Below are 21,469 nucleotides of genomic sequence, written 5' to 3' on the forward strand. Positions count from 1 at the left end.
GTTAACTGTAAGGTTATTACGGATTCACAAAGGTGTTCTTTACGCGGGCCGAGCGCTTAAAGTACGGCACGAACAGCGCGGTCACCAGCAGTGGGAAGAGAAGTTGACGCACTGCCAGCGCATCGGAAACCGGCGAAAAGGCGAAGGCTTTCACGGCCAGCAAGACAGAGACCAGCAGCCAGATAATATAGTGCTTAGGCACGCTGCGGCGGCGTTTAAAAAACGCGATGGTCAGCCACAGCGTGTAGTACCACATGGCAATCGCAAAGGCGAAAGAAATAAACCACATGACGATAGCGGAGGTATTTTGCGCGCCCAGCGTTTTAAGCGCATGCGGCGTAATTAATGCAGTGGAATAAAGTACCAGCGCCAGCGAGGCACTTAATAATGCAACCAGCAGCCAGGCGAGCGGAGCAAGTAACCAGCCGCCAATTTTTTCTCCAGCCGTTGTGGTCATGTTCTCTCCCGATAGTCAGCGAAAAGCGCGAACTGCAAATTAGCAGGGGCGAGAGTATATAACATTTCCAGGCAATGGGTACCCTTTTAGAGCACGTAACGCCACACCGACTTAGGCACTTCGCCAATGTTGAACAGGCGTCCCCCAGAGACCAGCTCAGCGCGGCGATGGTCAGCGGCGCGGTACATGCTGATAATATCCTGATTGTCACTCAGGGTGTAGTTCAGGTGGTCAAACAGCTTTTCCAGGCTTTCAAGGGAATTAATTTTGCGAAATTTTAATAAATAGTCCTGAACTGTCATTTTAATAATTTTCCATATAAGAGTGAGTAATGCCAAAGGAGTAATTCGGTCGAATAATAAACGGTTCAAATAAGACGTAAACGGTTTGCCAAAGCGCACCGGCAAAAATAAGACTTTTCTTGACTGATGAAATCAGGCGTCGGTCGACGCCTGGCGAAGAAGGTTAACGCTGTTCATGACGGCTGGCAATAAGCAACTGACATCATATGTCACTATTTTTGATGAGCGTATGAGGCTTGGCCTGGTTGACCGTATTTACCGGCTCAGGGGGCTGGTAGTTATCAATATGACTGGCAATGGCGAGCAGTATCACCGACACGCCCAGTACTATCCATCCCGCTAACTCGATAATGCGATTAATTATTGTCGTCATGATTCTTGGTAATGTTTTATCCATAAATACAGATCCAGAATTTTACAGCGCGATATGCCGCTGAGCAAGCGCTTTACATGGATGTTTTACGATTGTATTCAGCGAGTTATAAAAGTTAATCAGAAATTACTGATTGCTTCTCTTGCTTTAGGGCAAGGTCCGCCAGATTAATCTATTGTGACGGGAGAGGAGATAGTGTGAAATATGCAGGTCAAAAGATGAGAGGCGATTTCATGAGCGACAAAATCCGTGTGGGATTAATAGGTTATGGTTATGCGAGTAAAACGTTTCATGCCCCGCTGATTGATGGCACCCCGGGGATGGAGCTGGCAGCAATTTCCAGCAGCGATGCGACGAAAGTCCATGCCGACTGGCCAACCGTGCCGGTGGTTTCTGAGCCGAAGCATCTGTTTAACGATCCCAATATCGATCTGATTGTTATCCCGACACCGAACGACACCCATTTCCCGCTGGCAAAAGCGGCCCTTGAAGCGGGCAAGCATGTGGTGGTAGATAAACCCTTTACCGTGACGCTGTCACAGGCGCGGGAACTGGACGCGCTGGCGAAAAGCCTGGGTAAACTGCTCTCCGTCTTCCACAACCGCCGCTGGGACAGCGACTTTCTCACCGTTAAAGCCCTCATTGCCGATGGCTCTCTGGGGGAAGTGGCATTCTTCGAATCACATTTCGACCGTTTCCGTCCGCAGGTGCGTAATCGCTGGCGTGAGCAGGCGGGTCCGGGCAGCGGCATCTGGTACGATCTGGCCCCACATCTGCTTGACCAGGCCGTTAATCTGTTTGGTCTGCCGGTGAGCCTGAACGTCGATCTGGCCCAGCTGCGCCCTGGCGCGCAGGCCACGGACTACTTCCATGCGGTGTTGAGCTATCCGCAGCGGCGCGTGGTACTGCATGGCACCATGATGGCGGCGGCGGAATCTGCACGCTATATCGTGCACGGCTCCCGCGGCAGCTATGTGAAGTTCGGTCTCGATCCGCAGGAAGATCGTCTGAAAAACGGCGAACGCCTGCCGCAGGAAGACTGGGGCTATGACATGCGTGACGGCGTGCTGACCCGCGTGGAAGGCGAAGAGCGTGTGGAAGAGACCTGGCTGACGCTGCCGGGCAACTATCCGGCCTATTATGCCGGTATTCGCGATGCACTAAACGGCGACGGGGAGAACCCGGTCCCGGCAAGCCAGGCGATTCAGATTATGGAACTGATCGAGCTGGGTATCGAGTCCGCGAAACATCGCGCGACTCTCTGTCTGGCCTGAAAAAAGCCCGGCATTGCCGGGCTTTTTCTTATCCGCGTGCGACCTTGTCGCGCAGCGCCTGCTTCTCGGCAGGCGTTAAAAATGCCATCTCCAGACCATTGATCTGCGCCTGGCGAATCTGCTCGCGGCTCAGTCCGGCCTGCGGGGCGGCTACCGTGTATTCGTGAATGATATCGACTCCCTGAACCGCCGGATCGTCAGTGTTCAGCGAGGCCATTACCCCGTGCTCGAGGAAAGTTTTCAGCGGGTGGTGCGCCAGCGTCGCCACGGTGCTGGTCTGAATGTTGGAGGTCAGACAGGATTCGATTCCGATGCGTTGTGCCGCCAGGAAGTCCATCAGGTCGCGGTCTTCCACCGCCTTCACCCCGTGACCAATACGCTCGGCGCCCAGCTCGCGGATCGCCTGCCAGATGCTCTCCGGGCCCGCCGCTTCACCGGCATGGACGGTGATGTGCCAGCCTGCGTCGCGGGCGCGATTGAAGTGGGAGAGGAACAGACTGCCCGGGAAGCCCAGCTCGTCACCCGCCAGATCGACCGCAGTGATATGTTCCCGGTGAGCCAGCAGGGCTTCGAGTTCCTGAAGACAAGCGGCTTCGCCAAAGGTACGGCTCATGATCCCAATCAGGCGGGCTTCCACATTAAAGGCTTTACAGCCTTCGCGAACGCCAGCGATCACCGCCTCTACCACACCGTCAACCGGCAGGTTGTGGGACATCGCCATATAGCCTGGCGAGAAACGCAGCTCAACGTAATGCAGACCGTTGCGCGCGGCGTCCTCAATATTCTCGAAGGCAACGCGACGGCAGGCTTCCAGCGAGGCGAGGACTTTTACCCCCCAGTCGAGCTTGCTCAGGAAGCTGACCAGATCCGGTTCATTTTCTGTTACCTGCACATGCGGGATCAGCGACTCAAGGGTTTGTGCGGGCAGGGTTAAATTATACTGACGACCCAAGTCAAGGATGGTCTGGGCACGAATGTTGCCATCAAGGTGGCGATGTACGTCAGTTAACGGGAGGGTGGTATCAATCATGGTCGCACTCTTTATTAGGTAAAGTGCGACACATTATAAAAATAAAACGGAGCAAAAAGCTAATTGCGCAAGATAAATATCCGTTGCGCAATGCTATTACCGCAGGGCGTGAATCCCGGCAATCAGTCGTTCCACCCCTTGCTCCAGTTTACTGCGCGGGCAACCGGCATTGAGTCGGATAAAACCGTTACCCTCTTCGCCATAGGTATATCCCGGCATAATCGCTACTTTTTGCTGCTCAATCAGCACGTTTTGCAGCTTTCGGTCGTCGATATTTAGCGGTCGCAGATCGATCCACGCCAGATAGGTCGCCTCTGGTGGCTGCCAGTTTAACGCGGGAAAGGCACCATTAAGTCTGTCGGCTACATAGTGCAGGTTGGCCTCCAGATAATTGCGCAGCGCATCCAGCCAGGCTTCACCCTGTTGGTAGGCGGCAATATGCGCCACCAGCGCCAGCACCGACGGCGAAGAGAGGCCGTCGCGCCCCTTCAGCGCCTGCAAATAGTCCATGCGGCTGGCTTCATCACCGATCAAACCGTATGCGCCGGTAAGAGCAGGAATATTAAAGCTCTTGGATCCGGAGGTGAGAAGCGCCCATTTTCCCTGCGCCACTTCGCACCAGGGGATGTGCTGATGGTTACCCCATACCATATCCATATGAATTTCATCGCTGATGACCGCCACGCCGTGACGCGCGCAAAGTTCAGCTATGATCTTCAGCTCATCCCGGGTCCACACTTTGCCGGTGGGGTTGTGCGGGCTGCAGAGCAATAAAATGGTGTTCTGCGGCTGGGCCAGCACCGCTTCCAGTTCGGCCATATCGCACTGCCAGCCCGCCGCCGAGTGTTGCAGGCCGACGGAAACTACCTTACGGTCATTACCGGCAATGGCGTTGTAAAACGCATCATAGGCCGGAGTGTGGATCACCACGCCATCGCCTGCATCCGACCACTGGCGAATCAACTCTGAGACCATATAGATCACTGAGGGGCCATAGACGATGGCGTCAGTGTCGATAACGCTGTCAAAGCGCTGGCGGAACCAGTGGGCCACAGCGGCCAGGAATGCGTCGTTTTTCCAGCGGCTGTAGCCAAACACCCCGTGGCTGATGCGGGCTTGCAGGGCCTCGATGATGCAGGGCGCAGTGGCAAAATCCATGTCCGAGATGGTAAACGGCAGCAGATCGGCGGCGCCGAAGCGATCGGCAACATAGTCCCACTGGGTACACCAGGTGCCGTGACGATCCACGACGGTGGAAAAATCAAACATAACGTCTCCTTAAAAGAGAACCCCCTCCTGGGGAGGGGGCTGGGGCATCAGGCTTCTACTGTTCGCATCAGGGTCGCCAGCTCATCTTTCACTGACTGCACCTGCGGGCCGATGACCACCTGCAAATTGTGCTGGTTGAGCTGAACCACGCCGATGGCGCGATTGGCCTTCAGGGCGTTGGTATCCACTTTGGACATATCCGCCACCGACAGGCGCAAACGGGTAATGCAGTTATCGAGAGAGGTGATGTTATCCGCACCGCCCAACGCCGCGAGGATCGCTGGCGTATTGTAGCCGGATTTGCCGGTCACGCCCGCCACCGCCTGCTCCACGCTCGCCGCGCTCTCAATATCGCGTCCCGGCGTTTTCAGGTTAAAGCGGGTGATGGCGAAGCGGAAGATCCCGTAGTAGACCGCAAACCAGATCGCGGCCACCACCGGCACCAGATACCACTTGGTCGACAGGCCGTGCAGGATGCCGAACACCACAAAGTCAATCACGTTGCCGTCGGTATTACCGATGGTGACGCCAAGCACCGCCATGGTGGTAAAGCCCAGGCCGGTCAGCACGGCGTGAATAAGGTACAGCACCGGCGCGACAAAGAGGAACAGGAACTCGATCGGTTCGGTGGTACCGCCGACCACGCAGGCGATTACGCCGGAGATCAGCAGGCCCTTAATCTTATGACGGTTTTCCGGACGGGCGCAGTGGTACATCGCCAGCGCCGCACCCGGCAGGCCGCCGAGGAAGGCCGGCATTTTCCCCTGGGAGAGGAAGCGGGTAGCGCTCTCCGAGAAGCCGTGGGTGGTCGGGCAGCTCAGCTGCGCCTGGAAGATGGTCAGCGCGCCGCTCACATCGTGACCGCACACCTCCATCGTGCCGCCCGCTTCCGTGAAGCGGATCAGGGCGACAAGAATATGCTGAAGTCCGAATGGCAGCAGCAGGCGTTCGCCGGTACCGAAGATCATCGGACCAAAATCACCGGCGCTGTTGATAATACGGCCAATACCGGTAATACCCATGGCAAAGACCGGCCAAATCAGCGGAATGATCAGGCCAAACAATCCCATCACCACCAGCGTCACAATTGGCACAAAACGGGTGCCGCCGAAGAAGGCCAGCGCATCCGGCAGACGGATATTGTGAAAACGTTCATGCAGCATCCAGATGATCACACCCGCGATCACGGCCCCGAGGATGCCGGTATCAATCGACTGAATACCAATTACGCTTTGAATGTTATTGGCTTTCAGTACTGCCGCGTCGGTGGTCGGCAGAATGCCTTTGGCGGTCAGCCAGAAGTTCACCGCCAGGTTCATCACCGCGTAGCCCACAAACCCGGCAAAGGCCGCCACGCCTTTGTTTTCGCGGGCCAGCCCCAGCGGGATGGCGATGCAGAACATCACCGGCAGGAAGCTAAAGGCAAAGGAGCCGACCTTGCTCATCCAGATGAATCACGATTGAAGTGATATTGATATGTTAAATCAGATAGTTAAGGTTATGCGGTTTTTCTATGGGGCATCAGTGGGGCATTTTGAGTAAATGATGCGTTCAAAATGCCCACCTGGTCATGGTTATTCTCGGTCATCCATTTGCCGTAAACCGTGAATAGCATTTGCGCTGACGAATGGCCCATCTGGTGCGCAACGAAATTTGGGTTCGCTCCGGCGACCAGTGCCCAGCACGCATATGTGTTTCTTGTTTCATAAGACCGTCTTTGCCGGACGCCTGCACGACGCAGGGCAGTGCGCCATGCTGAATTAATGGATCCGGGAACGTAGCACATCGTCTTCTTACCGTTCATTGAAGTAATGGACGGGGAGAATATAAAGGTGCATTCATCGGTTCTCTTTTTTTTGTATTCCCGTAGGCTGACGCTTACCTTGTGGGATGCCATCATTCTTGTCAGTGGCATTTGCGCTTTGAGGGCATCAATTGCTGGCTGGGTCAGCTGTATGGTTCGAATCCCGGCGTTGGTTTTTGGCAGGGTGAAGTTACCCTTCAGGGAATAGTTCCGTGACACCGTAACAGTCCAGTTAACAGTATCCACATCCTCCCAGGCTAACGCGCTTAGTTCGCCATGCCTGACGCCTGTATTTACCGCAAAGATAACCATATTCTGAAACTGCAGCGTTGGGCAGGCTGCAACCACTCGCTGATACTCGCCAGAAGTAAGAGGATCTGGAACGGGCCTTTCTTTTGCGAGCGGTGTAATACCTGCCATCAGATCGGTTTTCAGGTAGCCACTTTTGAAAGCAAAGCCCAGCATCCCGCCAAGACATGCCATATAGCTATTGACTGTAGGAACGCTTCTTCCCTTTTTGGGCGGGTGATTTAGGCCATGCCTAGTCTTCTGCCAGCCGTTCAGTAGCTCCTTCCTGGCACTAAGGATATCTTCAGTGTTCAGGCTGCCGATGTACCTGTGCTCACCAATTGTTTCGATAGTTGTTGTGAGGTGGCAATCGTAACGCCTCAACGTCCCGAGGCTAAGCTCCATCTCCTTAAGGCCAAGCCATTTCGATTTCAGTTCAAGTAGTGAGATTTGCTTTCTGACGGTACTGAATTTCTCTGAGTTCGATGAATCCGGGAATTGTGAGGCATAATTGAATGTGCCTGTCTTTATCGCAAAGCAGACCGAAGCCCGAAGCTCACCTGCCATTTTCCTGTTTTTCGGCGTGTCAGGAACGCCGAGATTTTCCCTGACACGCTTCCCCTGATATATGAACTATATTCGTAACGATTCTCCATGAACCTCTACGCCTGTTGGGTATGCTGCCATAATCATTCCTCGTTTGATGTGCCAAAGGACATTTAAGCAGATATTCTCCGGCGTTTCGCTGGACTTTGGTGCTCGATCCAGTGGTTTATCTCATCGCGGTTATACATGATTGGGCTGTTTTGCTTGGGTGCCATATCAGGGGCAACATGGCGATAATGCTTCCCCTCCATCCAGGTCGACCGGCGGGCATGCTGAATCATGTGCTTTGACATGCCGGTCGTCGCAGTTAAAAGTTCCTCTGTGACCCATTTATTCGGTACCAGCTGAATAATGTCGCTCATGGTTTTCTCCTATGCATACCACTTGTCGATTTCATCGTATTCCTTTACGACATCTTCATATCCCAGCGCCTTAAGCAGGTCGCAGATCACATCATCTGCGTTGCAATGCGCGATTTCTTTGTCACCCAAGCTCTGCAGTATCTTTAATTTGTTGATAGCCTCTTCACGCGTCATAGGTTTCTCCAGGCAAAAAGAAGCCCTCGCAATGGAGGGCTGAAAGGGGGATAACGTGGCAGTGCATTCGCACCCAATAGCCGACTCAGTGAATCAGCTATCAGTTGCGATACCTGTCAGGTATATTGATTCGCATTGAAATGGAGGGATGCATGGCTACCTATAAGCAGATCCAGGAATACGTAAAAGCTCACAATGGCGTTAGCGTTAAAACATGCCATATCGCTCATGTTAAGCACATGCATGGGTTCAAGATGAGGCAGGCACCGAACCGTATCTCTCCTGACTCAAGGGTGTATGAATGCCCTGATAATTACGTACCGCTCATCGAGCAAGCAATGAAGCATTTCGGGATGATTGCTTAGTTTTAACCGGCTATCAGTTGCGCTACAGAGTGAGGAGATCGAGCTTTTGCAGTATTGCCGTGGTGTCCTCGTCAGATACCTCATCCTGCCAGTTGAACTCCTCAAGCGCTGCCGTTACCGTATCCCTCTGTTCATCCGTAAAGAAATCATCCCGGTAGTCACTCCACGACGCCGCTACAAGGCGGCCGCCTGCCACATCCATATCGGCACTTACCGGCGGCTCCTTGCCATCTTCATACTCAACGACGAATGTCATCTTCCCCATAATCTCTCCTCATGCCGCACGCATAGCGCGAAGCCGTTTAATGTGATCTGCTGTTTCGATTTCTTCTTCGATACGCTCGGCCTCTGCTTTGGTGAGAGGCTCTAACTCGTTTTGAAAGCTCATCATGCTGGCGATGCCGCGGCGACCCTTCCGGGTCTAGTGGACGACTTCATGAGTTGCGCGGAGGATTTTGCATGGTGATCCGAACAGGTCGGCATACCACGTATTAGGCTGGATTATCCTGAACATTGGCTGACTCCATATAAGCACTGATGAAAGCGGCGGCCGCCCGTGCGTTTATGGCGTTGCCGTAACCTCTGAGCCTGCCAGTGCGGTTGCTGCTTGCCACTCTTGCCACCCCGGGCTCGACTCGTCCCAGGCGTGCGGCAGTCCCATCAACCAACGGGAATGTGCCGGGTTCAACTGGACGCCATTTTCCATCTCGACATAGGAGCCAATCTGCATCACGCCAAAAACCGTTAACCTCAAGGGGCCGCATGTGTACGCCTGACGCGGCAACTGATCCAGCCTGTCCTTTCCATCCCGCTGCGCAGTCATCCCTGCTGAGTCTTTCCAGTCGCGCGACGTCGGCGTCACCCATCCTGCTAATTTCACCGCTCCGCCAAGATTCTCCAGCCCCCGATCTGTTTCTGGCTGATTCTTCACGTTCGCCGTTGGTGTCGGCCAGCTTGCCAGGGTTACAGCCGTCTGAATATTCATCCCGCCCATGCGCCAGGACGTTCCCGCGCCGGTCGTCGATTTCGCTGTTGGCGTGGGCCACCCAGTAGGCTCGCTCTCTGATGTGCGGAGCACCGATGCTCGCTGACGTAAACGGCACAAGCCCGAAGGCGTAGTCCATTCCTTCCAAGTCTGCCTGTACAAGGTCGAACCATGCGTTTGCGTTACCAGCTGCAACCTGCTCGCCAAAGACGTGCTGAGGTCTGCGCTCGCTGATGAGGTGTAAGAAGGCTGGCCAAAGGTGCCGCTCGTCAGCAAACCCATCTCCTTTGCCTGCCGCGCTGAAAGGCTGGCACGGGCAGGAGCCGGTCCAGATCGGTTTATCGTCAGGCCATCCGGCGAGGCGGAGGGAATGCGACCAGACTCCAATCCCTGCAAACATGTGTACCTGGGTGAATCCCCGCAGGTCGTCAGGTGTGACATCTTCAATACTCCGTTCGTCAACTTCGCCTGGCGCGATGTGGCCGTTGGCGATCAGGTTGCGCAGCCATTGGGCCGCATACGTATCAATCTCGTTGTAGTAGGCCGCCATAGTCAGCGCCCCTGCTTCTGTCTGAGTTCGCTATCCTGCTGGCAACTGGCGCAGCGCTGGCATCCCGGCACCTTCACCCGACGCAACTCCGGGATATCCTCGCCGCAATCGCTACATTGCTTAGCCGATACCGCGTCACGGTTAATCCGGTGAGCACTCAACGCAGCTTCACGCTGCAACTCTTCGACGGCTGATGCGTCGTCTGCAAAATCTGCCATGGTCAGTGCTCCCTGAACTGTTCATTGATGCGGCTGACGGCAAACGCCAGCAATAAAAAGGGAGCGATAAGCTCCCGGGTGATTTTTGCTGTCATAAGCCGACGGCCTTTGCGAGCGTTTCGCTAACCTTCTGGATGTGGTCGCGCAACTCTTGCAAACTCTGCGCCTCCGACTCCAGAATCTCCTTGTGCATCAACTCACGGACAAGATGCTCAAACTTGCTGTAGTAACCCAGGCGAGAGAGAATTTCCTGACCGGCGTTCTTTCCCTCTTTGCTGATTTTCTTCTCGCTTAAAATCAGGTCGTGCGCTGAACCGGTTACGACGTACTTTTCACCGAGTTCGATTCGAATACTTTTGCTCATGGCTCCACTCCATAGCGCCCATTCAGGCGCCCAATTTCGCTATTAAATTTGATAAGGCTGATGCCTAGAGGCTCGACGATTTGGTGATATTTTCGGAGGATAGGCGGGACGACTTTGTTCCAGTTCGGCTTTGGCTTTGTGCGCATCGCCGCCTTCAATTCTTCACTGCATCGCCGGGCCTGACAGTGCAAGGCATTCTCCTGTTCTGTGGTCATCCGCTTCATGCCGCCTCCTGCCTGTTAAGATATTCCTCAGCCAGTCGCTGCGCCTTGAGCGGGTTGCAGATGACATCACCCCATGGCATCAGCCAGCCGTTAGGCCCGACAATGAATGTCAGGCGAAGTCCGTGAACTACTATGTCGTCGTGAGCGTGTTTCATTGCGTCACCCTCATTTCAGGTTTAAGTCGATATTCCATCCCGCCCAGGCACTTCCCGCCGAACCCCTGACCCCACGGAGTCGCATCACACATCTCCTTCACCATCTCCAGCTCAGCAGCAGTGATGTACTCGCTTTTCTCTTCCAGTGAGCCGCCCCAGCCTGCGTAGAACGCTTCGTGAGTGACCAGGTTAATCCCGGCGTTGAAGCATCCGTCGCCCGGGTTAACGCCGCTCCAGTAGGTAGCGATGAAGTTTTTGCTGTCCTTGCTCAGCAGCCGGACAAGCGTCTCTTTCGAGTAAAGGCGTCTGCCAGATATGTGGTGCATAGCGAATTGCGGGTGTGGTTAACCCGCCTCCGTGAGGTGAAATAGGGTGGTTGAGGTGGTTAGTCAGGCGTCAGTACGGGGCGTCGTCGTCGAAGTCGAAGTTCATCGGTGGTTCGCTTGGTTGGGGTGCTGAGCGCTGCTGACGTTGTGGCTGAGATGCCGCCTGCTGGGTATGCTGCTGACCATTGCGAGGCGGCAGGTCTATATCCCGAACCAGGATGGTTGGGGTCTGTACCTGCGATCCGTCCTGCTTGGTCCATTCCTCAATGACGAACTCACCCGTCACCGTGACCTTTGCACCCTTAACAATCGCCGTTGAGAGCTTCTCAGCCATAGCGCCGAACATCTTGCAGTTCAGCCAGGATGTTTTCTCGTTGTCGCCAAACCCGGACTTTGCAGGGAGGGAGAACGAGCAGATGTGCTTGCCGTTTGGGGTGACGCGGAGAACCGCGTCTTTCCCGACATTGCCAGAAACTGTGATCGTGTTAATTGCCATTTATGCCGCCTGTTTAAGCTCTTTAAGTCGGATGCCGGTTACGTCTTTGCATTTCGCCTGATGGTCAGCAAACCCATTAAGGCGTGACCATGTGGTGGCGTAACGCTCCTGGAGTGTTTTGCTGTCGTTTTCGGTACTGGCGTACTGCGTAAACTCGGCAAGGATCTGATCTGCCGCCGCAGGCTGAACTTGATGAACCTCAGCATCAGCGTCGCTCGCCGTCTCTTCCGTTGGGATACAGAAGGCCTGAAACGCCGCGTATTTGTAGGCGATCGACATAGCCTTATTGGTGGCCTTGTCACCGCTGTCCATCGCTTCGCCGTAGGTGGTGACCGTGTGGACACTACCGTCTTCAGTGCTGACGAAATCGAAGTCACCGCGAACCGTGATATAGAACAGAGCGCCGCCGTTTTTGCTGGTTCGCTCTACGCTTGTGCGCTCGGTGTAGCGGGGGAGAATGAGGAGCTTGTGCTTTACCAGTTCCGGGGCCAGCGCGTTATAGATATCGTCGATACCGCGAAACGCGTAGTTAACTTGGCTCCCTTGTTTCCTCTCCTTTCTGATACCCTGCTCAGCAAGGGCAGAAGCAACACCGCTGATTGCTGCGTAAACTTTTTTATTTTCCATAGCCACCTCAGAACGGGCATCCCCCGAGGAAATAACGTTTATTCAGAACTTCAAGTCGAGACAGGTTCAGGTACATTCGCATCTGATCCCTGTCACCCTTAAAGCGGAAGTAAAGAGCCTGCTGCGTGTAAATGCGGCGCTGTAACAGGCTGCCTTTCTCTGTCGTTTCAGCTGCCATAATTTGCCTCCTGAAATCAGAATGTGCGTCACCCGGCACCGATTGGCTGCCAGATGTGAAATGGGGTGGGGGATTACTGGATTTCGCGGACTACTTCGAAAGCACCGCATCGGGAATTGCCTGATGCGTCCTCACTGGTTACCGGAGCGCGCACAAGAAATGCGCCCATATCTCCCCAGTCTCGCTGCAGGCTCTTTTCCGACGGTTCTTTTTGGCCCAGCGCTTCGAACACTGCAGCTCGCTCAAGGTCATATTGAGCACGACCATCCATCACGAAATATTCAAACTTCTGCATAATCACCTCAGTGCTGAATTGGTTGGCCGGTTCCATCGAGCAGAACGTCAATAACCCGGTCGTTAACCCGGATGATTTCCGCATCGGTGTGCAGGTACACCCATTTGCGTTCGTGGATGACAGCTGACACGCGGTAGGTGCGCCCTTCGTGCAGCGCCATCATTCCAGGCTCAACACACTGGCGAATGATGGGGGTGGTGCCGTAGTGGGCAATCATGATTGTTTCTCCACCTACTCAAGCAGCCCGGCCAGTTGCATCTGTTTGCGGTCCATCGTTAATGACTCGCGCGGCTTATCGACCGATGAGAGTTTCCACTCGTTATCGTTTAACTTCGATGCGGTGTACTGCTTGCCGTTGTGGGTGACTGTCATGAGGCCTCCGAGCGAGCGGATACACGCTTCATAAGGTCCGAAACCTCTTTTGAAAGGTTTTCATCGTGAATATTGCTAAAACGATAAACCCTGTCGCCAAGCTTCATTACCGCATCAGCAGGGTCATCAAGACGGAAATCCAATTCGGAACGGTTTAGCCACTTCTCTTGCGATTTGTCATATTGGCGATGCATCAAATACCAGCACCCGAGCCTGAACTGCATTTCGTAGTGCCAGCACGTATCAAGACTGACTTCAACTTGGTCGACAGTGAACCAGTCAAGGCTATAGCGATGCCTGGAAAGCGAAACTTTCTTCATAATCATCTCCGCGCTTAAGCCGCGCCGCTGAACGTTAAAAAACCCTGCGCATATAGCGTATTTATTTCCGTTGGCGGTGGATGGCCGCCGTCTCATAACTCACGCTCACTCACTGGAATGAGCTGGGGTATGAGGCAATAAAAAACCCGCCGGAGCGGGTTAGTTCGTAGTCAGTGAAAGCGCCGAAGTTCTCGGCCAGTAATATTTAGGTTTCGCTCGCGAGCCCGGCTTTGGCCCAACACAGACGATGTAGCTTTCTTCTTTTCTCGGAAGTCCAGGAGAGGATAGAAATTCCATAAATTTAGATTTTTTAATGCTACCCCTGGCCGGAATTACCTCAACCACATCACCAACTTTCACCTTCCATCCACCACCTGCCTGACTTGACCAAATTACCTCATCGCCTTCTTTGAATTTTCTTACTGGCTGATATGCCATACCCTTAACCTCTGTAGTTACCCGCGTAAAAAAGGCCGCCATCAGGCAGCCTCAGCTTGAATGATTGCCGGGATTTTTAGCCACGCCCGGCGCGTGGTTTCTCGTGTACCCCTACAGCGAGAAATCGGATAAACTCACTTTACCCCTACAGAGAGCAAAGAGAGTTCCACCGATGAACAACTCATGGTGGCAGGAATTAATGCGTTTTTTCCTGCAAGGAATGACACTTAAACAGTTGATTCATATGCTTATCATCCTTGTTTTCCTGATAGTAGTTATGCCAGTCAGCGCGAAAGAATGGATTAACTTGCATAACCCGGAAATCCTCCCTCAGTACTGGATGTATTACATCCTGCTGTTCTGTGTGAGCTATGTTCTTAATGGCCTTATTTACTCCGCTTACCACTTCGCACTGGCGCGAATTCAGGCTTCGAATGCCATACAGGTTAAGGAGCGCGAAAAGAAGACCGTTCACGATATGTTCAATTCATTAACGCTTGGTGAGAGGGCGCTTTTAGCTTTTGCTGTACAAGCAAATAATCGACTTCAAATCGAGAAGGGTGATCCCGCATCAATTTCTTTGCTCGAAAAAGGGCTTCTCATTCGTTTGCCGAACACAGCTTATCGTCCCGACAGGGATCAATTCATCATCCCGGAGAAGCACTTTAATGAGTGTTACATACGCTTTGCCGGAAAGTCAGATAGCCTCATGGATGAGCTGATTGAGCACGAGAAAAGCATCAAAAATTCCACTGCTTAGCTGACAGCTCACTCGGCAGCTTACGGGCCTCTGCCTTGCTGCCAACTTCGTAGCGCTCTTCCGTCTGCCGGCCATCAACACCGATGACCAGGAACTTCTGCGATCTGCTTGCGTAGTAGTGTGCTGTTTTCATGATTTTCTCCTGTTGAAATGCTCTGGTGGTGTGGTGGCTGGCACTGAGGCGCCACTCTCACTTACTTCCTGACGCCCTGTTTTCTGTATTGGCAAACAACTATCTGCCCAGCCGGTTTTCAGGTCTTATCACACTGCTAGCGTTGCACCTCGCTTGAGGACACCGCCACCACACCCCAAAGCACTTCGCCACACTCTCGCAGTGGCCGCGCTCATGCCCTTGAGTATCTGTCGCTCATCGCCGCTCATAACCGGTACGCGACTGGCTTTCGCGTTGCTTTACCGGCATACCCTTTTCCTCGATTAACCCTGACCAGCGGTATGTCGCAGTTCGGACCTGCGTCTGGCTCTCTCATGGAGACTCGGGGCCGCATCACTACTGCGGCTTATACAAGCGGTCTGCCCGCGTTAGTGCTTCATCGGAATTCCTCCTCTTTGCTGTATCAGCGCCAACTCCCTGCCAGTGTTGCCCATTCTCACGCCGTTCTCGCTCTCGCGCGGGGATAACCTCACACCGGCCGGATCGCACCCGGTGCTACGCCACGTTTTCGTGTAGGGGTCTAAACAGGTCATTGACGCTGTAAAACTCTGCATATTGTTAAAGAGCATCGAATCGGTAGTGGTGCGCCGTTCTTCTTGGGGTAGATATTGTACCAATAGTTCATGTAAGTAAAGTACCAAAAGTACATATTTGAGGTGTGCGCAGTTCATTTTCAGTTATATTATTGATTAAAAAGTAAATTTAGTTTTTGCGACATTGTTTTGATGCGCTAATTTGTGTGCTTGGTTGAAAAATGTACTTAAACTCCATGATATGCTTCACAAGATATCGGTGGAGGTGGGTATGCAGATAGACGAAGAGCGTTTGGACATGATTGTTCGGGCAATAGGCGCGGCAGTCGTGCAGATTATTGCTGACGGCAATGAGCTCAGCCGGAGTGCCCTGATAGATCAGCTGGAACGTAACCGGCATGAAACCGGCAATGTGATAGGGAAGGGGGCTAACAGGGATGCTGCGGAGTTGGTGAGGAAGGGGCAATAAAAAAGCCCGCACGGGCGGGCAGGTAGTGTTGCGATAGTTATTGTTATCAGCTTCAGGCTGGATAGTTATCGGCAGAATGGCGGATAGCTTTATGGGTGGGCAATAAAAAACCCGGCGCGGCGGCCGGGCTTATATCAACTTAGCTCGCGTTTTCGCAGCCTGGCAGGCTACGGTCGATAACTAAGTTGCCTTCAACGCGCAACCCAATCTTACCGAACAGGAAGGAGTGGTTGAGCTGGGTTACTACCACATCAGACAGGCCAACTGCACAGCGGTCTTTCTCAATAGCGCGGTCTGCTGCGGTTTTAACGTTAGGAATACCGGTAGGGAAGATAATTACCGGGTAGCTGTCCTCGGCGGTTACACGCTTTCCTTTGTAGAACTTGCCACCGTTGAGGTTGTAATTTTTAGTGCTCGCCACTGTCAGATCAGCAACGCGAACAGTACAGCCAGACAATAAAAGCACCCCAAGAGCTACTGCTAAAATCTTTTTCATTAAATGTTTCCTTTTGATTGCAATCGGAAACATCTTAACATAACGATAAAGTACAAAATACCCGGTGCGGTGGCCGGGGTGGGTTTATTCCACGCTTTTATCGCTTTCTGGTGGTAGGTACATTGTCATCTGCACTGGCTTCTTCCCGTAATGATGAGCTACTCTGCTCCGAAGCTCATGCATTGTGTCGCAAGTTTTCGCTACACCAATAACTTCCCAGCAGCGAGACACTAGCTGTCTTACGCCAATATTTTCTGTAAGTTGCCTATGCCAGTGAACTCCCGTTGAAGGTTTGTTTTCTCTGAGATACTTAGCCACATCAGGATCGAGCGTGTCATAAATCAACTCAATCACGAGCTTTCCCCACCATTTAGGTCGTGTTTGCAGTGGGGTGCTCCAACCAGTGAGTCTGCCAAACTCTTCCCAAAGCTCATCTGGAAAGGTCTTCTCCCAAGCTCTTAACTCTTCTGCTATAAAGGCTCTCAGTTTTACTTGTAACGCATCTTCGGCGCGCTCGTACTGATAACCAGTTGCCTCATCTATCAAGGCATCAAGGCCGGTTCTTGTAAGACCAGAAGAAAGAACGGCACACTTTATGGCAATTTGACGCTGGCGAGGAGTTAAGGTCGATTCTGTACTATAAAGCGCCTGGATATAGCCACGGCAGATTAGCTCGAACTGCTCAGATTTTAATCCTTGGCTTTTAAACTGCGTTCCTGGAACTGAAAACTCTAAAAGTTCCTCCAGGATTAAGTCACTGTTTATATAGTCGTGACCTTGCACCTATATAGTCCGCCAGCGCGCCAGAGTCTACTTCAGCAATAGCTTTGACTGTAGCACGTAGTGCAATAACACGATCGCCCGTATCAAGAACATAGCAGTCTATATCTTCTCCGCCGAGGTTGATTTTTCCTTTCCATTTAGCGAAGGGAGACTGCATCGGAGGTGTTACTTCTGGTTCCATCTCGTCCTCTTTTTTCTTAATTTCCCTGAATAGTTAACGCTCCGATCTAATGTCGAATGCGCGCTGTGTATAAATTATCGTAAGATTACGCAAATACTTAATCTAACTAAAATCACCAGATTGTGCTTTTCTTCTTCTGGGATTTCCCAGCTATGCGCCGACCAGAACACCTTGCCGATCACGCGAATCGCTTATAAGCCTGCGACTGACAAAGCAGCACTTTGCCCATGATGTGCAGGCGATCTTCTTCCGCCTCGTCGATATACCACGCGTTATAGTTTGGGTTGTCAGAGAGCACCGCAAGGCGGTCTTTTTCCATCTGTAGGCGTTTAATGTGTAGTGTTCTGCCGAAGACAAAAACATATACCCCGTCGCCATGGAATCTGTTAACAGAGACATCAACAAAAATCTGATCGCCAGGCTCAATGGTGCCTTCCATGCTGTCTCCAGTCACGGTGATCATCTTTACGTTCTCAGCTGGGCGCCCGCCAAAAATAGACTTGGCATGCTCCGACGCATATTCAATGAGATGCACGGTTTCCACCACCTCTGAATCGGTATAAACCCCAGGACCTGCGCTTGCCTGTACATCCAGAACGGCCACTCGATAACCTTTCCTAACTGGCGCGGCTGTAGGTGCCCGCGCGAAATCATCATCATCTCCATCACCGAGCAACCAACCTGGCACTACATCAAGCATAGTCGCCAGTTCGGCCAGCTTTCCTCTTCTCGGGATTGACTCGGCGTTGAACCATTTACTAACTGCTTTGGCTGTGACTTTTTGCGCCGAGGCTATAGCAGCCTGACGTCCGTGTTTTTCCATGCCCGCTCTGTCACAGGCCAGTGCTAGCCGGTGGGCAAAGATTTTTCGCACTTTTTCTTCTTGAACCATAGGTTCAATCATAATACCGCTTGCGTGAACTATCAGTTCCGTCATAATATGTACTTACGGTTCATTAATAAGGTTGTTTTATGCAAATCACAACGCTCGGAGATGTCATCAGGACGGTTCGTGTATCCGTCGTAGCCAAAGCATGCGATCGCACCCCAAGGGCGATTTACAAATGGATTGCTCGTGGCGCTTTACCGCGTACCGACTTTACCGACGAGACGGACTACGCAGGGAAGATTGCTGCGGCCTCTGGCGGTAAGTACTCCGCTGAAGAGATCCGAAACATCAGCAAGCCGCAGTAAGTATGCACCATCGTTCTTTAACAATCTGGAACCCATTTTTACCGGCTGAGTAATCAGCCACGAATATTCATTTAACTAAAGGGAATACAGATGCAAACACTTACTTATCAAAATCATAACAGCATTATCCCGAGCGTGATGATAAATCGCGCTCAGCAAAAACAAGAAGATAACCACGATGCGATCCGCAATGCGATCCGATCATGGGCAGCTTCTCAGGGGCAGGACGTGGTGACGATGCTGATCGTCAATGAGTACCGGGAGCAGGGCGGAGTGAATATCACATTCCCCAAAGATGTAAGCCGTCAGCGGCAGAAGTTGTTCCGCTTCCTCGATAACCGGTTCGACTCCGATCAGTACCGCGAGAACGTTCGCCAGCTGACACCGGCAATCATGTCTGTTCTGCCTATCGAGTACCGCACAAAGCTGATTGGCGCTGACTGCAAACTGGTCAGGCTGGCAGAAGCCGAGAAGGAAGTATCGGAAGCGAAGCAGGCCGTCATGCTGGACGCACCAGAGCATCAGAAGCTGAAAGAGGTAAGCGAGGGTATAGCAGCGCTGTTCAGGCTCATGCCGGACCAGGTAGGCCCGCTGATGACGATGGTCACTTCAATGCTGGGAGTTATGTGATGGGTACTACCAAAAAAGCGAAAGCCCTTGAAGCGGTCACTTCAAAGGCCTTCTCAACACTGTGTTACGCCAAGTAACGGGAGCAAGTATGGCAAATATAGCCAGAGTATTCAACTTCCCTGCTCATGAGCCGGGAGCCTTCAGGAGCAACAGAATGGAGAACAAAAAGTTCGGTCATTTCTCTCTGTTCAGAAGCCTTCTGCAAACTGATTGGGCAAAAGACACCGCGAAAATGGCCCTTTGGGTTCGCCTTCTTGGTGAAGCCTCCTATCGCTTGAGAACTGTCGAATTCGCAGGGAAGCAGTGGGAGCTTTCCACCGGCCAGCTCGTCACTACCGCGGCGATTCTTGCACGAAAACTTCGCGATCAGGATGGTAAGGAAAAGAGCCCACAGGCAGTAACAAGGATGCTCAATTTCTTCATGCGAGAAGGGATGATCAGCACGGAGGGGAACAGGTTCGGCACCGTGATAACCATCACAAATTACACCGAATATCAGGTGATTTTACCCGATGAACCTTCCGATGAACCATCCGACAAAGGCAAGCCCAGTAATGGCGCGGCTTTGAGGCTGGTAGGCGATGAACCATCCGAAGAACTACCCGATGAACAGAACAAGAAGGTATTAAACAAGAATATAAATAATAAAACCCTTACGTCCGAGAATTCTGACGAATCCTCTGACAAGCCCGCGAAGAAATCACCTGTTCTGAAACCTGATGCTGCGATCCAGAGCGGCGGTAAGTGGGGAACCTCTGAAGACCTCCGCTGCGCCGAGTGGCTGTTCAGTGAAGTCCAGCGCATCGCCCCATCTGCAAAGCAACCTGCCTGGGCGGGATGGGCTAACGATATTCGCCTGATGCGCGAGAGAGATGGCCGGACGCACAAAGAAATCGCTCAGCTGTTCAAGTGGGCCTGCAACGACAGCTTCTGGCAGGGCAACGTGTTATGCCCGTCAACGCTGCGTGACAAGTGGACTCAGCTGGATATCAAGCGCAACAAGCAGGCGGCGGCACCGGCCTCTGGTAAGCCAAAAATCGACATGAACAACACTGACTGGATACACGGGGTGGACCTATGAAAAGCCTTGCCGAGCAGATGCACAATTTCGATCGGGAGCAGATGCGCCGCGTAGCGCACAACCTGCCAGAACAGTACGAAGACAAAGCGCCGGTTGAGCGGGTGGCTCAGGTCATCAATGGCGTGTTTACCCAACTCACGGCCACATTTCCGGCGGCTGTCGCAAATCGCAGCCAGGAAGACATGAACGAACTGCGCCGCCAGTGGGTACTGGCATTTCGTGAGAACGGTATCAGCACGATGGAGCAGGTTGCCGCCGGGATGCGCGTTGCCCGCCGACAGGAGAAGCCTTTCCTGCCATCTCCCGGACAGTTCATCGCCTGGTGCAAATCGGAAATGGCAAGCGTCGCCGGACTCCCAACTGCTGACGAGCTGGTAAGCCAGGTCTACCAGTACTGCCGCGATCGGGGCTTGTACCCTGATGCCGAGTCATACCCGTGGGAGTCGAATGCTCAGTACTGGATGATCACCGGGCTGTATCAGAACATGCGAGCAAACGACCTGAGCGACGCCGAGCTGCGCCGCAGGGCTGCCGGTGAGCTGTCGCTCATGGCAAACCGGATAAACGCCGGGGAAGTGATTCCAGCGCCAACAAAGACACTCCCGATCCTGGGTGGAAAACCCTTGGGCAGATCGCAAAGCCTGGCCAGGCTGGCAGAGATTCGCGAAAAGCACGGGCTGAGGGGGCCGAAATCATGAGCATGACAATCCGAGAGCAGTTACTGGCGGCGATGCGCAACAACCCGGGAATCAACACCGTCATGCTGGCCTCAATGCTGGGCATGACCACCAAGAAGATATCCGGGCCACTGAGCACCCTGCTGGCTGACGACCTGATAGCTTTCGAGGGCAAACACGGCCAGCGCCTGTACAGCCTTACCAGTTACGGCATGCGCTACGCACCAGACACCATCCCCGAAATCACCCGCGGTAAATCGGCGTTAGTCCAGCGTAGCGACAGCAATGTGATCTGCCAGGAATGCCGCCAGAGCGAGGCTATGAAGCGCGTTCTGATGGTGTGGGGAAGGGTGCCAGCATGATCGAATGGAGTGACTACCGCTGGATGGTTAGGACCATGGCGAAAGATTACGGCGTAACGCTTATCAGCATCGCTAAGCACTGCGGCGTATCGCGCGTGAGGCTTAACCAAATTTTGCAGGCTGGGCCATCCCAAGAGCAGGAAGAACTCATTGCTGAAGCTCTGGGCTGCTCAGGGTGTGACCTTGCGGAAATCCACAGGCAAATGGGCGAACTGTCAGATAAATACGGGGAGCCATCAGCATGAGCACATTCACACGCACAGCCAACCCTCTTAACAA

The 21,469-nt window shown here is 53.0% G+C and carries 38 protein-coding genes and 2 pseudogenes; 10 read left to right on the forward strand and 30 right to left on the reverse strand.

Going from position 1 to position 21,469, the window contains the following annotated elements:
• Positions 1–16: 16 nt before the first annotated feature.
• The 3 genes from GNG26_RS09760 to blr all read right to left on the reverse strand — a co-directional run bounded on the left by GNG26_RS09760 (position 17) and on the right by blr (position 1,132).
• Entirely contained in the window at positions 17–457 is a 441-nt protein-coding gene (locus GNG26_RS09760) for a DUF2569 domain-containing protein (protein WP_103179388.1), read from the reverse strand.
• 86 nt (positions 458–543) lie between these two features.
• Positions 544–759 carry a transcription modulator YdgT gene (gene ydgT / locus GNG26_RS09765; RefSeq protein ID WP_103179389.1) on the reverse strand — a complete coding sequence of 72 codons (216 nt, stop codon included), beginning with the start codon at positions 757–759 and terminating at the stop codon, positions 544–546.
• A gap of 202 nt (positions 760–961) precedes the next feature.
• Positions 962–1,132 (reverse strand): division septum protein Blr, encoded by a 171-nt coding sequence (gene blr, locus GNG26_RS09770; protein ID WP_168194517.1) that lies wholly within the window; start codon positions 1,130–1,132, stop codon positions 962–964.
• 233 nt (positions 1,133–1,365) lie between these two features.
• On the opposite strand from blr, the gene GNG26_RS09775 reads away from it, so the two are divergent.
• On the forward strand, positions 1,366–2,406 hold the full coding sequence (locus tag GNG26_RS09775; protein WP_103824550.1) for an oxidoreductase: 1,041 nt from the start codon (positions 1,366–1,368) through the stop codon (positions 2,404–2,406).
• 28 nt (positions 2,407–2,434) lie between these two features.
• On the opposite strand, the gene add is transcribed toward GNG26_RS09775, so the two are convergent.
• The 6 genes and pseudogenes from add to GNG26_RS09805 all read right to left on the reverse strand — a co-directional run bounded on the left by add (position 2,435) and on the right by GNG26_RS09805 (position 7,939).
• Positions 2,435–3,436 carry an adenosine deaminase gene (gene add / locus GNG26_RS09780; RefSeq protein ID WP_156238532.1) on the reverse strand — a complete coding sequence of 334 codons (1,002 nt, stop codon included), beginning with the start codon at positions 3,434–3,436 and terminating at the stop codon, positions 2,435–2,437.
• Between the two features lie 96 nt (positions 3,437–3,532).
• Positions 3,533–4,705: a MalY/PatB family protein gene (locus GNG26_RS09785; RefSeq protein ID WP_156238533.1), complete on the reverse strand. Its 1,173-nt coding sequence runs from the start codon at positions 4,703–4,705 to the stop codon at positions 3,533–3,535.
• A 47-nt stretch (positions 4,706–4,752) separates the two neighbouring features.
• Positions 4,753–6,159 (reverse strand): annotated as a pseudogene (gene malX / locus GNG26_RS09790) (maltose/glucose-specific PTS transporter subunit IIBC); the annotation flags it as partial.
• Positions 6,160–6,203: 44 nt separating this feature from the next.
• The gene (locus tag GNG26_RS09795) at positions 6,204–7,427 is read right to left on the reverse strand and encodes a site-specific integrase (RefSeq protein WP_231604314.1); all 1,224 of its coding nucleotides are present in this window, start codon (positions 7,425–7,427) and stop codon (positions 6,204–6,206) included.
• Positions 7,428–7,516: 89 nt separating this feature from the next.
• Positions 7,517–7,765 carry an excisionase family protein gene (locus tag GNG26_RS09800; RefSeq protein ID WP_022650951.1) on the reverse strand — a complete coding sequence of 83 codons (249 nt, stop codon included), beginning with the start codon at positions 7,763–7,765 and terminating at the stop codon, positions 7,517–7,519.
• 9 nt (positions 7,766–7,774) lie between these two features.
• The gene (locus GNG26_RS09805) at positions 7,775–7,939 is read right to left on the reverse strand and encodes a hypothetical protein (protein ID WP_156238534.1); all 165 of its coding nucleotides are present in this window, start codon (positions 7,937–7,939) and stop codon (positions 7,775–7,777) included.
• Between the two features lie 152 nt (positions 7,940–8,091).
• Here GNG26_RS09805 and GNG26_RS09810 point away from each other — a divergent pair, with 152 nt between their 5' ends.
• A complete protein-coding gene (locus tag GNG26_RS09810; protein ID WP_156238535.1) occupies positions 8,092–8,304 on the forward strand; it encodes a hypothetical protein in 213 nt (70 codons plus the stop codon).
• Between the two features lie 22 nt (positions 8,305–8,326).
• Here the strand turns inward: GNG26_RS09810 and GNG26_RS09815 are convergent, their stop codons facing one another.
• The 16 genes and pseudogenes from GNG26_RS09815 to GNG26_RS09875 all read right to left on the reverse strand — a co-directional run bounded on the left by GNG26_RS09815 (position 8,327) and on the right by GNG26_RS09875 (position 13,852).
• A complete protein-coding gene (locus GNG26_RS09815; RefSeq protein WP_156238536.1) occupies positions 8,327–8,569 on the reverse strand; it encodes a hypothetical protein in 243 nt (80 codons plus the stop codon).
• Positions 8,570–8,578: 9 nt separating this feature from the next.
• A pseudogene (locus GNG26_RS22650) lies at positions 8,579–8,818 on the reverse strand (DUF4222 domain-containing protein).
• Positions 8,796–9,845: a DNA cytosine methyltransferase gene (locus GNG26_RS09820; protein ID WP_156238537.1), complete on the reverse strand. Its 1,050-nt coding sequence runs from the start codon at positions 9,843–9,845 to the stop codon at positions 8,796–8,798. The pseudogene GNG26_RS22650 and the gene GNG26_RS09820 overlap by 23 nt, the downstream one beginning before the upstream one ends.
• Positions 9,842–10,057 (reverse strand): TraR/DksA C4-type zinc finger protein, encoded by a 216-nt coding sequence (locus GNG26_RS09825; protein ID WP_156238538.1) that lies wholly within the window; start codon positions 10,055–10,057, stop codon positions 9,842–9,844. Before GNG26_RS09825 ends, GNG26_RS09820 begins: the two co-directional genes overlap by 4 nt.
• Positions 10,058–10,148: 91 nt before the next feature.
• Entirely contained in the window at positions 10,149–10,421 is a 273-nt protein-coding gene (locus tag GNG26_RS09830) for a DUF5405 family protein (RefSeq protein WP_114387879.1), read from the reverse strand.
• Positions 10,418–10,636: a hypothetical protein gene (locus GNG26_RS09835; protein ID WP_156240161.1), complete on the reverse strand. Its 219-nt coding sequence runs from the start codon at positions 10,634–10,636 to the stop codon at positions 10,418–10,420. The genes GNG26_RS09830 and GNG26_RS09835 overlap by 4 nt, the downstream gene beginning before the upstream one ends.
• 5 nt (positions 10,637–10,641) lie before the next feature.
• Complete coding sequence (locus GNG26_RS09840; RefSeq protein ID WP_156238539.1) at positions 10,642–10,800, reverse strand: DUF1317 family protein; 159 nt, start codon at positions 10,798–10,800, stop codon at positions 10,642–10,644.
• Positions 10,797–11,126: a hypothetical protein gene (locus GNG26_RS09845; RefSeq protein ID WP_156238540.1), complete on the reverse strand. Its 330-nt coding sequence runs from the start codon at positions 11,124–11,126 to the stop codon at positions 10,797–10,799. The genes GNG26_RS09840 and GNG26_RS09845 overlap by 4 nt, the downstream gene beginning before the upstream one ends.
• A 70-nt stretch (positions 11,127–11,196) precedes the next feature.
• Positions 11,197–11,622: a single-stranded DNA-binding protein gene (locus GNG26_RS09850; protein ID WP_156238541.1), complete on the reverse strand. Its 426-nt coding sequence runs from the start codon at positions 11,620–11,622 to the stop codon at positions 11,197–11,199.
• Positions 11,623–12,249 (reverse strand): ERF family protein, encoded by a 627-nt coding sequence (locus GNG26_RS09855; RefSeq protein ID WP_156238542.1) that lies wholly within the window; start codon positions 12,247–12,249, stop codon positions 11,623–11,625.
• A gap of 7 nt (positions 12,250–12,256) precedes the next feature.
• On the reverse strand, positions 12,257–12,427 hold the full coding sequence (locus tag GNG26_RS22490; protein ID WP_072036738.1) for a hypothetical protein: 171 nt from the start codon (positions 12,425–12,427) through the stop codon (positions 12,257–12,259).
• 73 nt (positions 12,428–12,500) lie between these two features.
• On the reverse strand, positions 12,501–12,722 hold the full coding sequence (locus GNG26_RS09860) for a hypothetical protein (RefSeq protein ID WP_231604257.1): 222 nt from the start codon (positions 12,720–12,722) through the stop codon (positions 12,501–12,503).
• Between the two features lie 7 nt (positions 12,723–12,729).
• Positions 12,730–12,939: a cell division protein FtsZ gene (locus GNG26_RS09865; RefSeq protein WP_156238543.1), complete on the reverse strand. Its 210-nt coding sequence runs from the start codon at positions 12,937–12,939 to the stop codon at positions 12,730–12,732.
• Between the two features lie 14 nt (positions 12,940–12,953).
• A complete protein-coding gene (locus GNG26_RS22495) occupies positions 12,954–13,094 on the reverse strand; it encodes a hypothetical protein (protein WP_197080143.1) in 141 nt (46 codons plus the stop codon).
• Positions 13,091–13,414: a hypothetical protein gene (locus GNG26_RS09870; RefSeq protein WP_156238544.1), complete on the reverse strand. Its 324-nt coding sequence runs from the start codon at positions 13,412–13,414 to the stop codon at positions 13,091–13,093. The genes GNG26_RS22495 and GNG26_RS09870 overlap by 4 nt, the downstream gene beginning before the upstream one ends.
• A 159-nt stretch (positions 13,415–13,573) precedes the next feature.
• Positions 13,574–13,852 (reverse strand): hypothetical protein, encoded by a 279-nt coding sequence (locus tag GNG26_RS09875; protein WP_156240163.1) that lies wholly within the window; start codon positions 13,850–13,852, stop codon positions 13,574–13,576.
• A gap of 172 nt (positions 13,853–14,024) precedes the next feature.
• Between GNG26_RS09875 and GNG26_RS09880 the strand changes: the two genes are divergently transcribed.
• Entirely contained in the window at positions 14,025–14,612 is a 588-nt protein-coding gene (locus GNG26_RS09880; protein ID WP_156238545.1) for a super-infection exclusion protein B, read from the forward strand.
• Here GNG26_RS09880 and GNG26_RS09885 read toward each other — a convergent pair.
• Complete coding sequence (locus tag GNG26_RS09885; RefSeq protein WP_156238546.1) at positions 14,593–14,745, reverse strand: hypothetical protein; 153 nt, start codon at positions 14,743–14,745, stop codon at positions 14,593–14,595. The two genes, GNG26_RS09880 and GNG26_RS09885, sit on opposite strands and share 20 nt — an antisense overlap.
• An 843-nt stretch (positions 14,746–15,588) precedes the next feature.
• Between GNG26_RS09885 and GNG26_RS09890 the strand changes: the two genes are divergently transcribed.
• A complete protein-coding gene (locus tag GNG26_RS09890; RefSeq protein WP_156238547.1) occupies positions 15,589–15,786 on the forward strand; it encodes a hypothetical protein in 198 nt (65 codons plus the stop codon).
• A gap of 139 nt (positions 15,787–15,925) precedes the next feature.
• Here GNG26_RS09890 and GNG26_RS09895 read toward each other — a convergent pair whose 3' ends face one another.
• The 4 genes from GNG26_RS09895 to GNG26_RS09905 form a co-directional block, all read right to left on the reverse strand.
• Entirely contained in the window at positions 15,926–16,282 is a 357-nt protein-coding gene (locus tag GNG26_RS09895) for a lipoprotein (RefSeq protein ID WP_156238548.1), read from the reverse strand.
• An 84-nt stretch (positions 16,283–16,366) separates the two neighbouring features.
• Positions 16,367–17,065, reverse strand: a complete 699-nt coding sequence (locus tag GNG26_RS09900; RefSeq protein ID WP_231604260.1) for a P63C domain-containing protein — start codon at positions 17,063–17,065, stop codon at positions 16,367–16,369.
• Positions 17,037–17,246, reverse strand: a complete 210-nt coding sequence (locus tag GNG26_RS22655) for a hypothetical protein (protein ID WP_231604263.1) — start codon at positions 17,244–17,246, stop codon at positions 17,037–17,039. Before GNG26_RS22655 ends, GNG26_RS09900 begins: the two co-directional genes overlap by 29 nt.
• Positions 17,247–17,424: 178 nt before the next feature.
• Complete coding sequence (locus GNG26_RS09905; RefSeq protein WP_231604265.1) at positions 17,425–18,150, reverse strand: S24 family peptidase; 726 nt, start codon at positions 18,148–18,150, stop codon at positions 17,425–17,427.
• 68 nt (positions 18,151–18,218) lie between these two features.
• Between GNG26_RS09905 and GNG26_RS09910 the strand changes: the two genes are divergently transcribed.
• From GNG26_RS09910 to GNG26_RS09935, 6 genes are all read left to right on the forward strand, one after another.
• Entirely contained in the window at positions 18,219–18,440 is a 222-nt protein-coding gene (locus GNG26_RS09910) for a Cro/Cl family transcriptional regulator (protein WP_156238550.1), read from the forward strand.
• Between the two features lie 90 nt (positions 18,441–18,530).
• Positions 18,531–19,070: a toxin YdaT domain-containing protein gene (locus tag GNG26_RS09915; protein WP_156238551.1), complete on the forward strand. Its 540-nt coding sequence runs from the start codon at positions 18,531–18,533 to the stop codon at positions 19,068–19,070.
• A 154-nt stretch (positions 19,071–19,224) separates the two neighbouring features.
• Positions 19,225–20,151, forward strand: a complete 927-nt coding sequence (locus GNG26_RS09920; RefSeq protein ID WP_156238552.1) for a replication protein — start codon at positions 19,225–19,227, stop codon at positions 20,149–20,151.
• Entirely contained in the window at positions 20,148–20,849 is a 702-nt protein-coding gene (locus GNG26_RS09925) for a replication protein P (protein WP_156238553.1), read from the forward strand. The genes GNG26_RS09920 and GNG26_RS09925 overlap by 4 nt, the downstream gene beginning before the upstream one ends.
• The gene (locus GNG26_RS09930; RefSeq protein WP_156238554.1) at positions 20,846–21,190 is read left to right on the forward strand and encodes a transcriptional regulator; all 345 of its coding nucleotides are present in this window, start codon (positions 20,846–20,848) and stop codon (positions 21,188–21,190) included. Before GNG26_RS09925 ends, GNG26_RS09930 begins: the two co-directional genes overlap by 4 nt.
• Positions 21,187–21,435: a helix-turn-helix transcriptional regulator gene (locus tag GNG26_RS09935; protein ID WP_156238555.1), complete on the forward strand. Its 249-nt coding sequence runs from the start codon at positions 21,187–21,189 to the stop codon at positions 21,433–21,435. Before GNG26_RS09930 ends, GNG26_RS09935 begins: the two co-directional genes overlap by 4 nt.
• Positions 21,436–21,469: the final 34 nt, after the last annotated feature.

The organism is Leclercia sp. J807, from assembly GCF_009734465.1.
Classification (GTDB): Bacteria; Pseudomonadota; Gammaproteobacteria; order Enterobacterales; family Enterobacteriaceae; genus Enterobacter.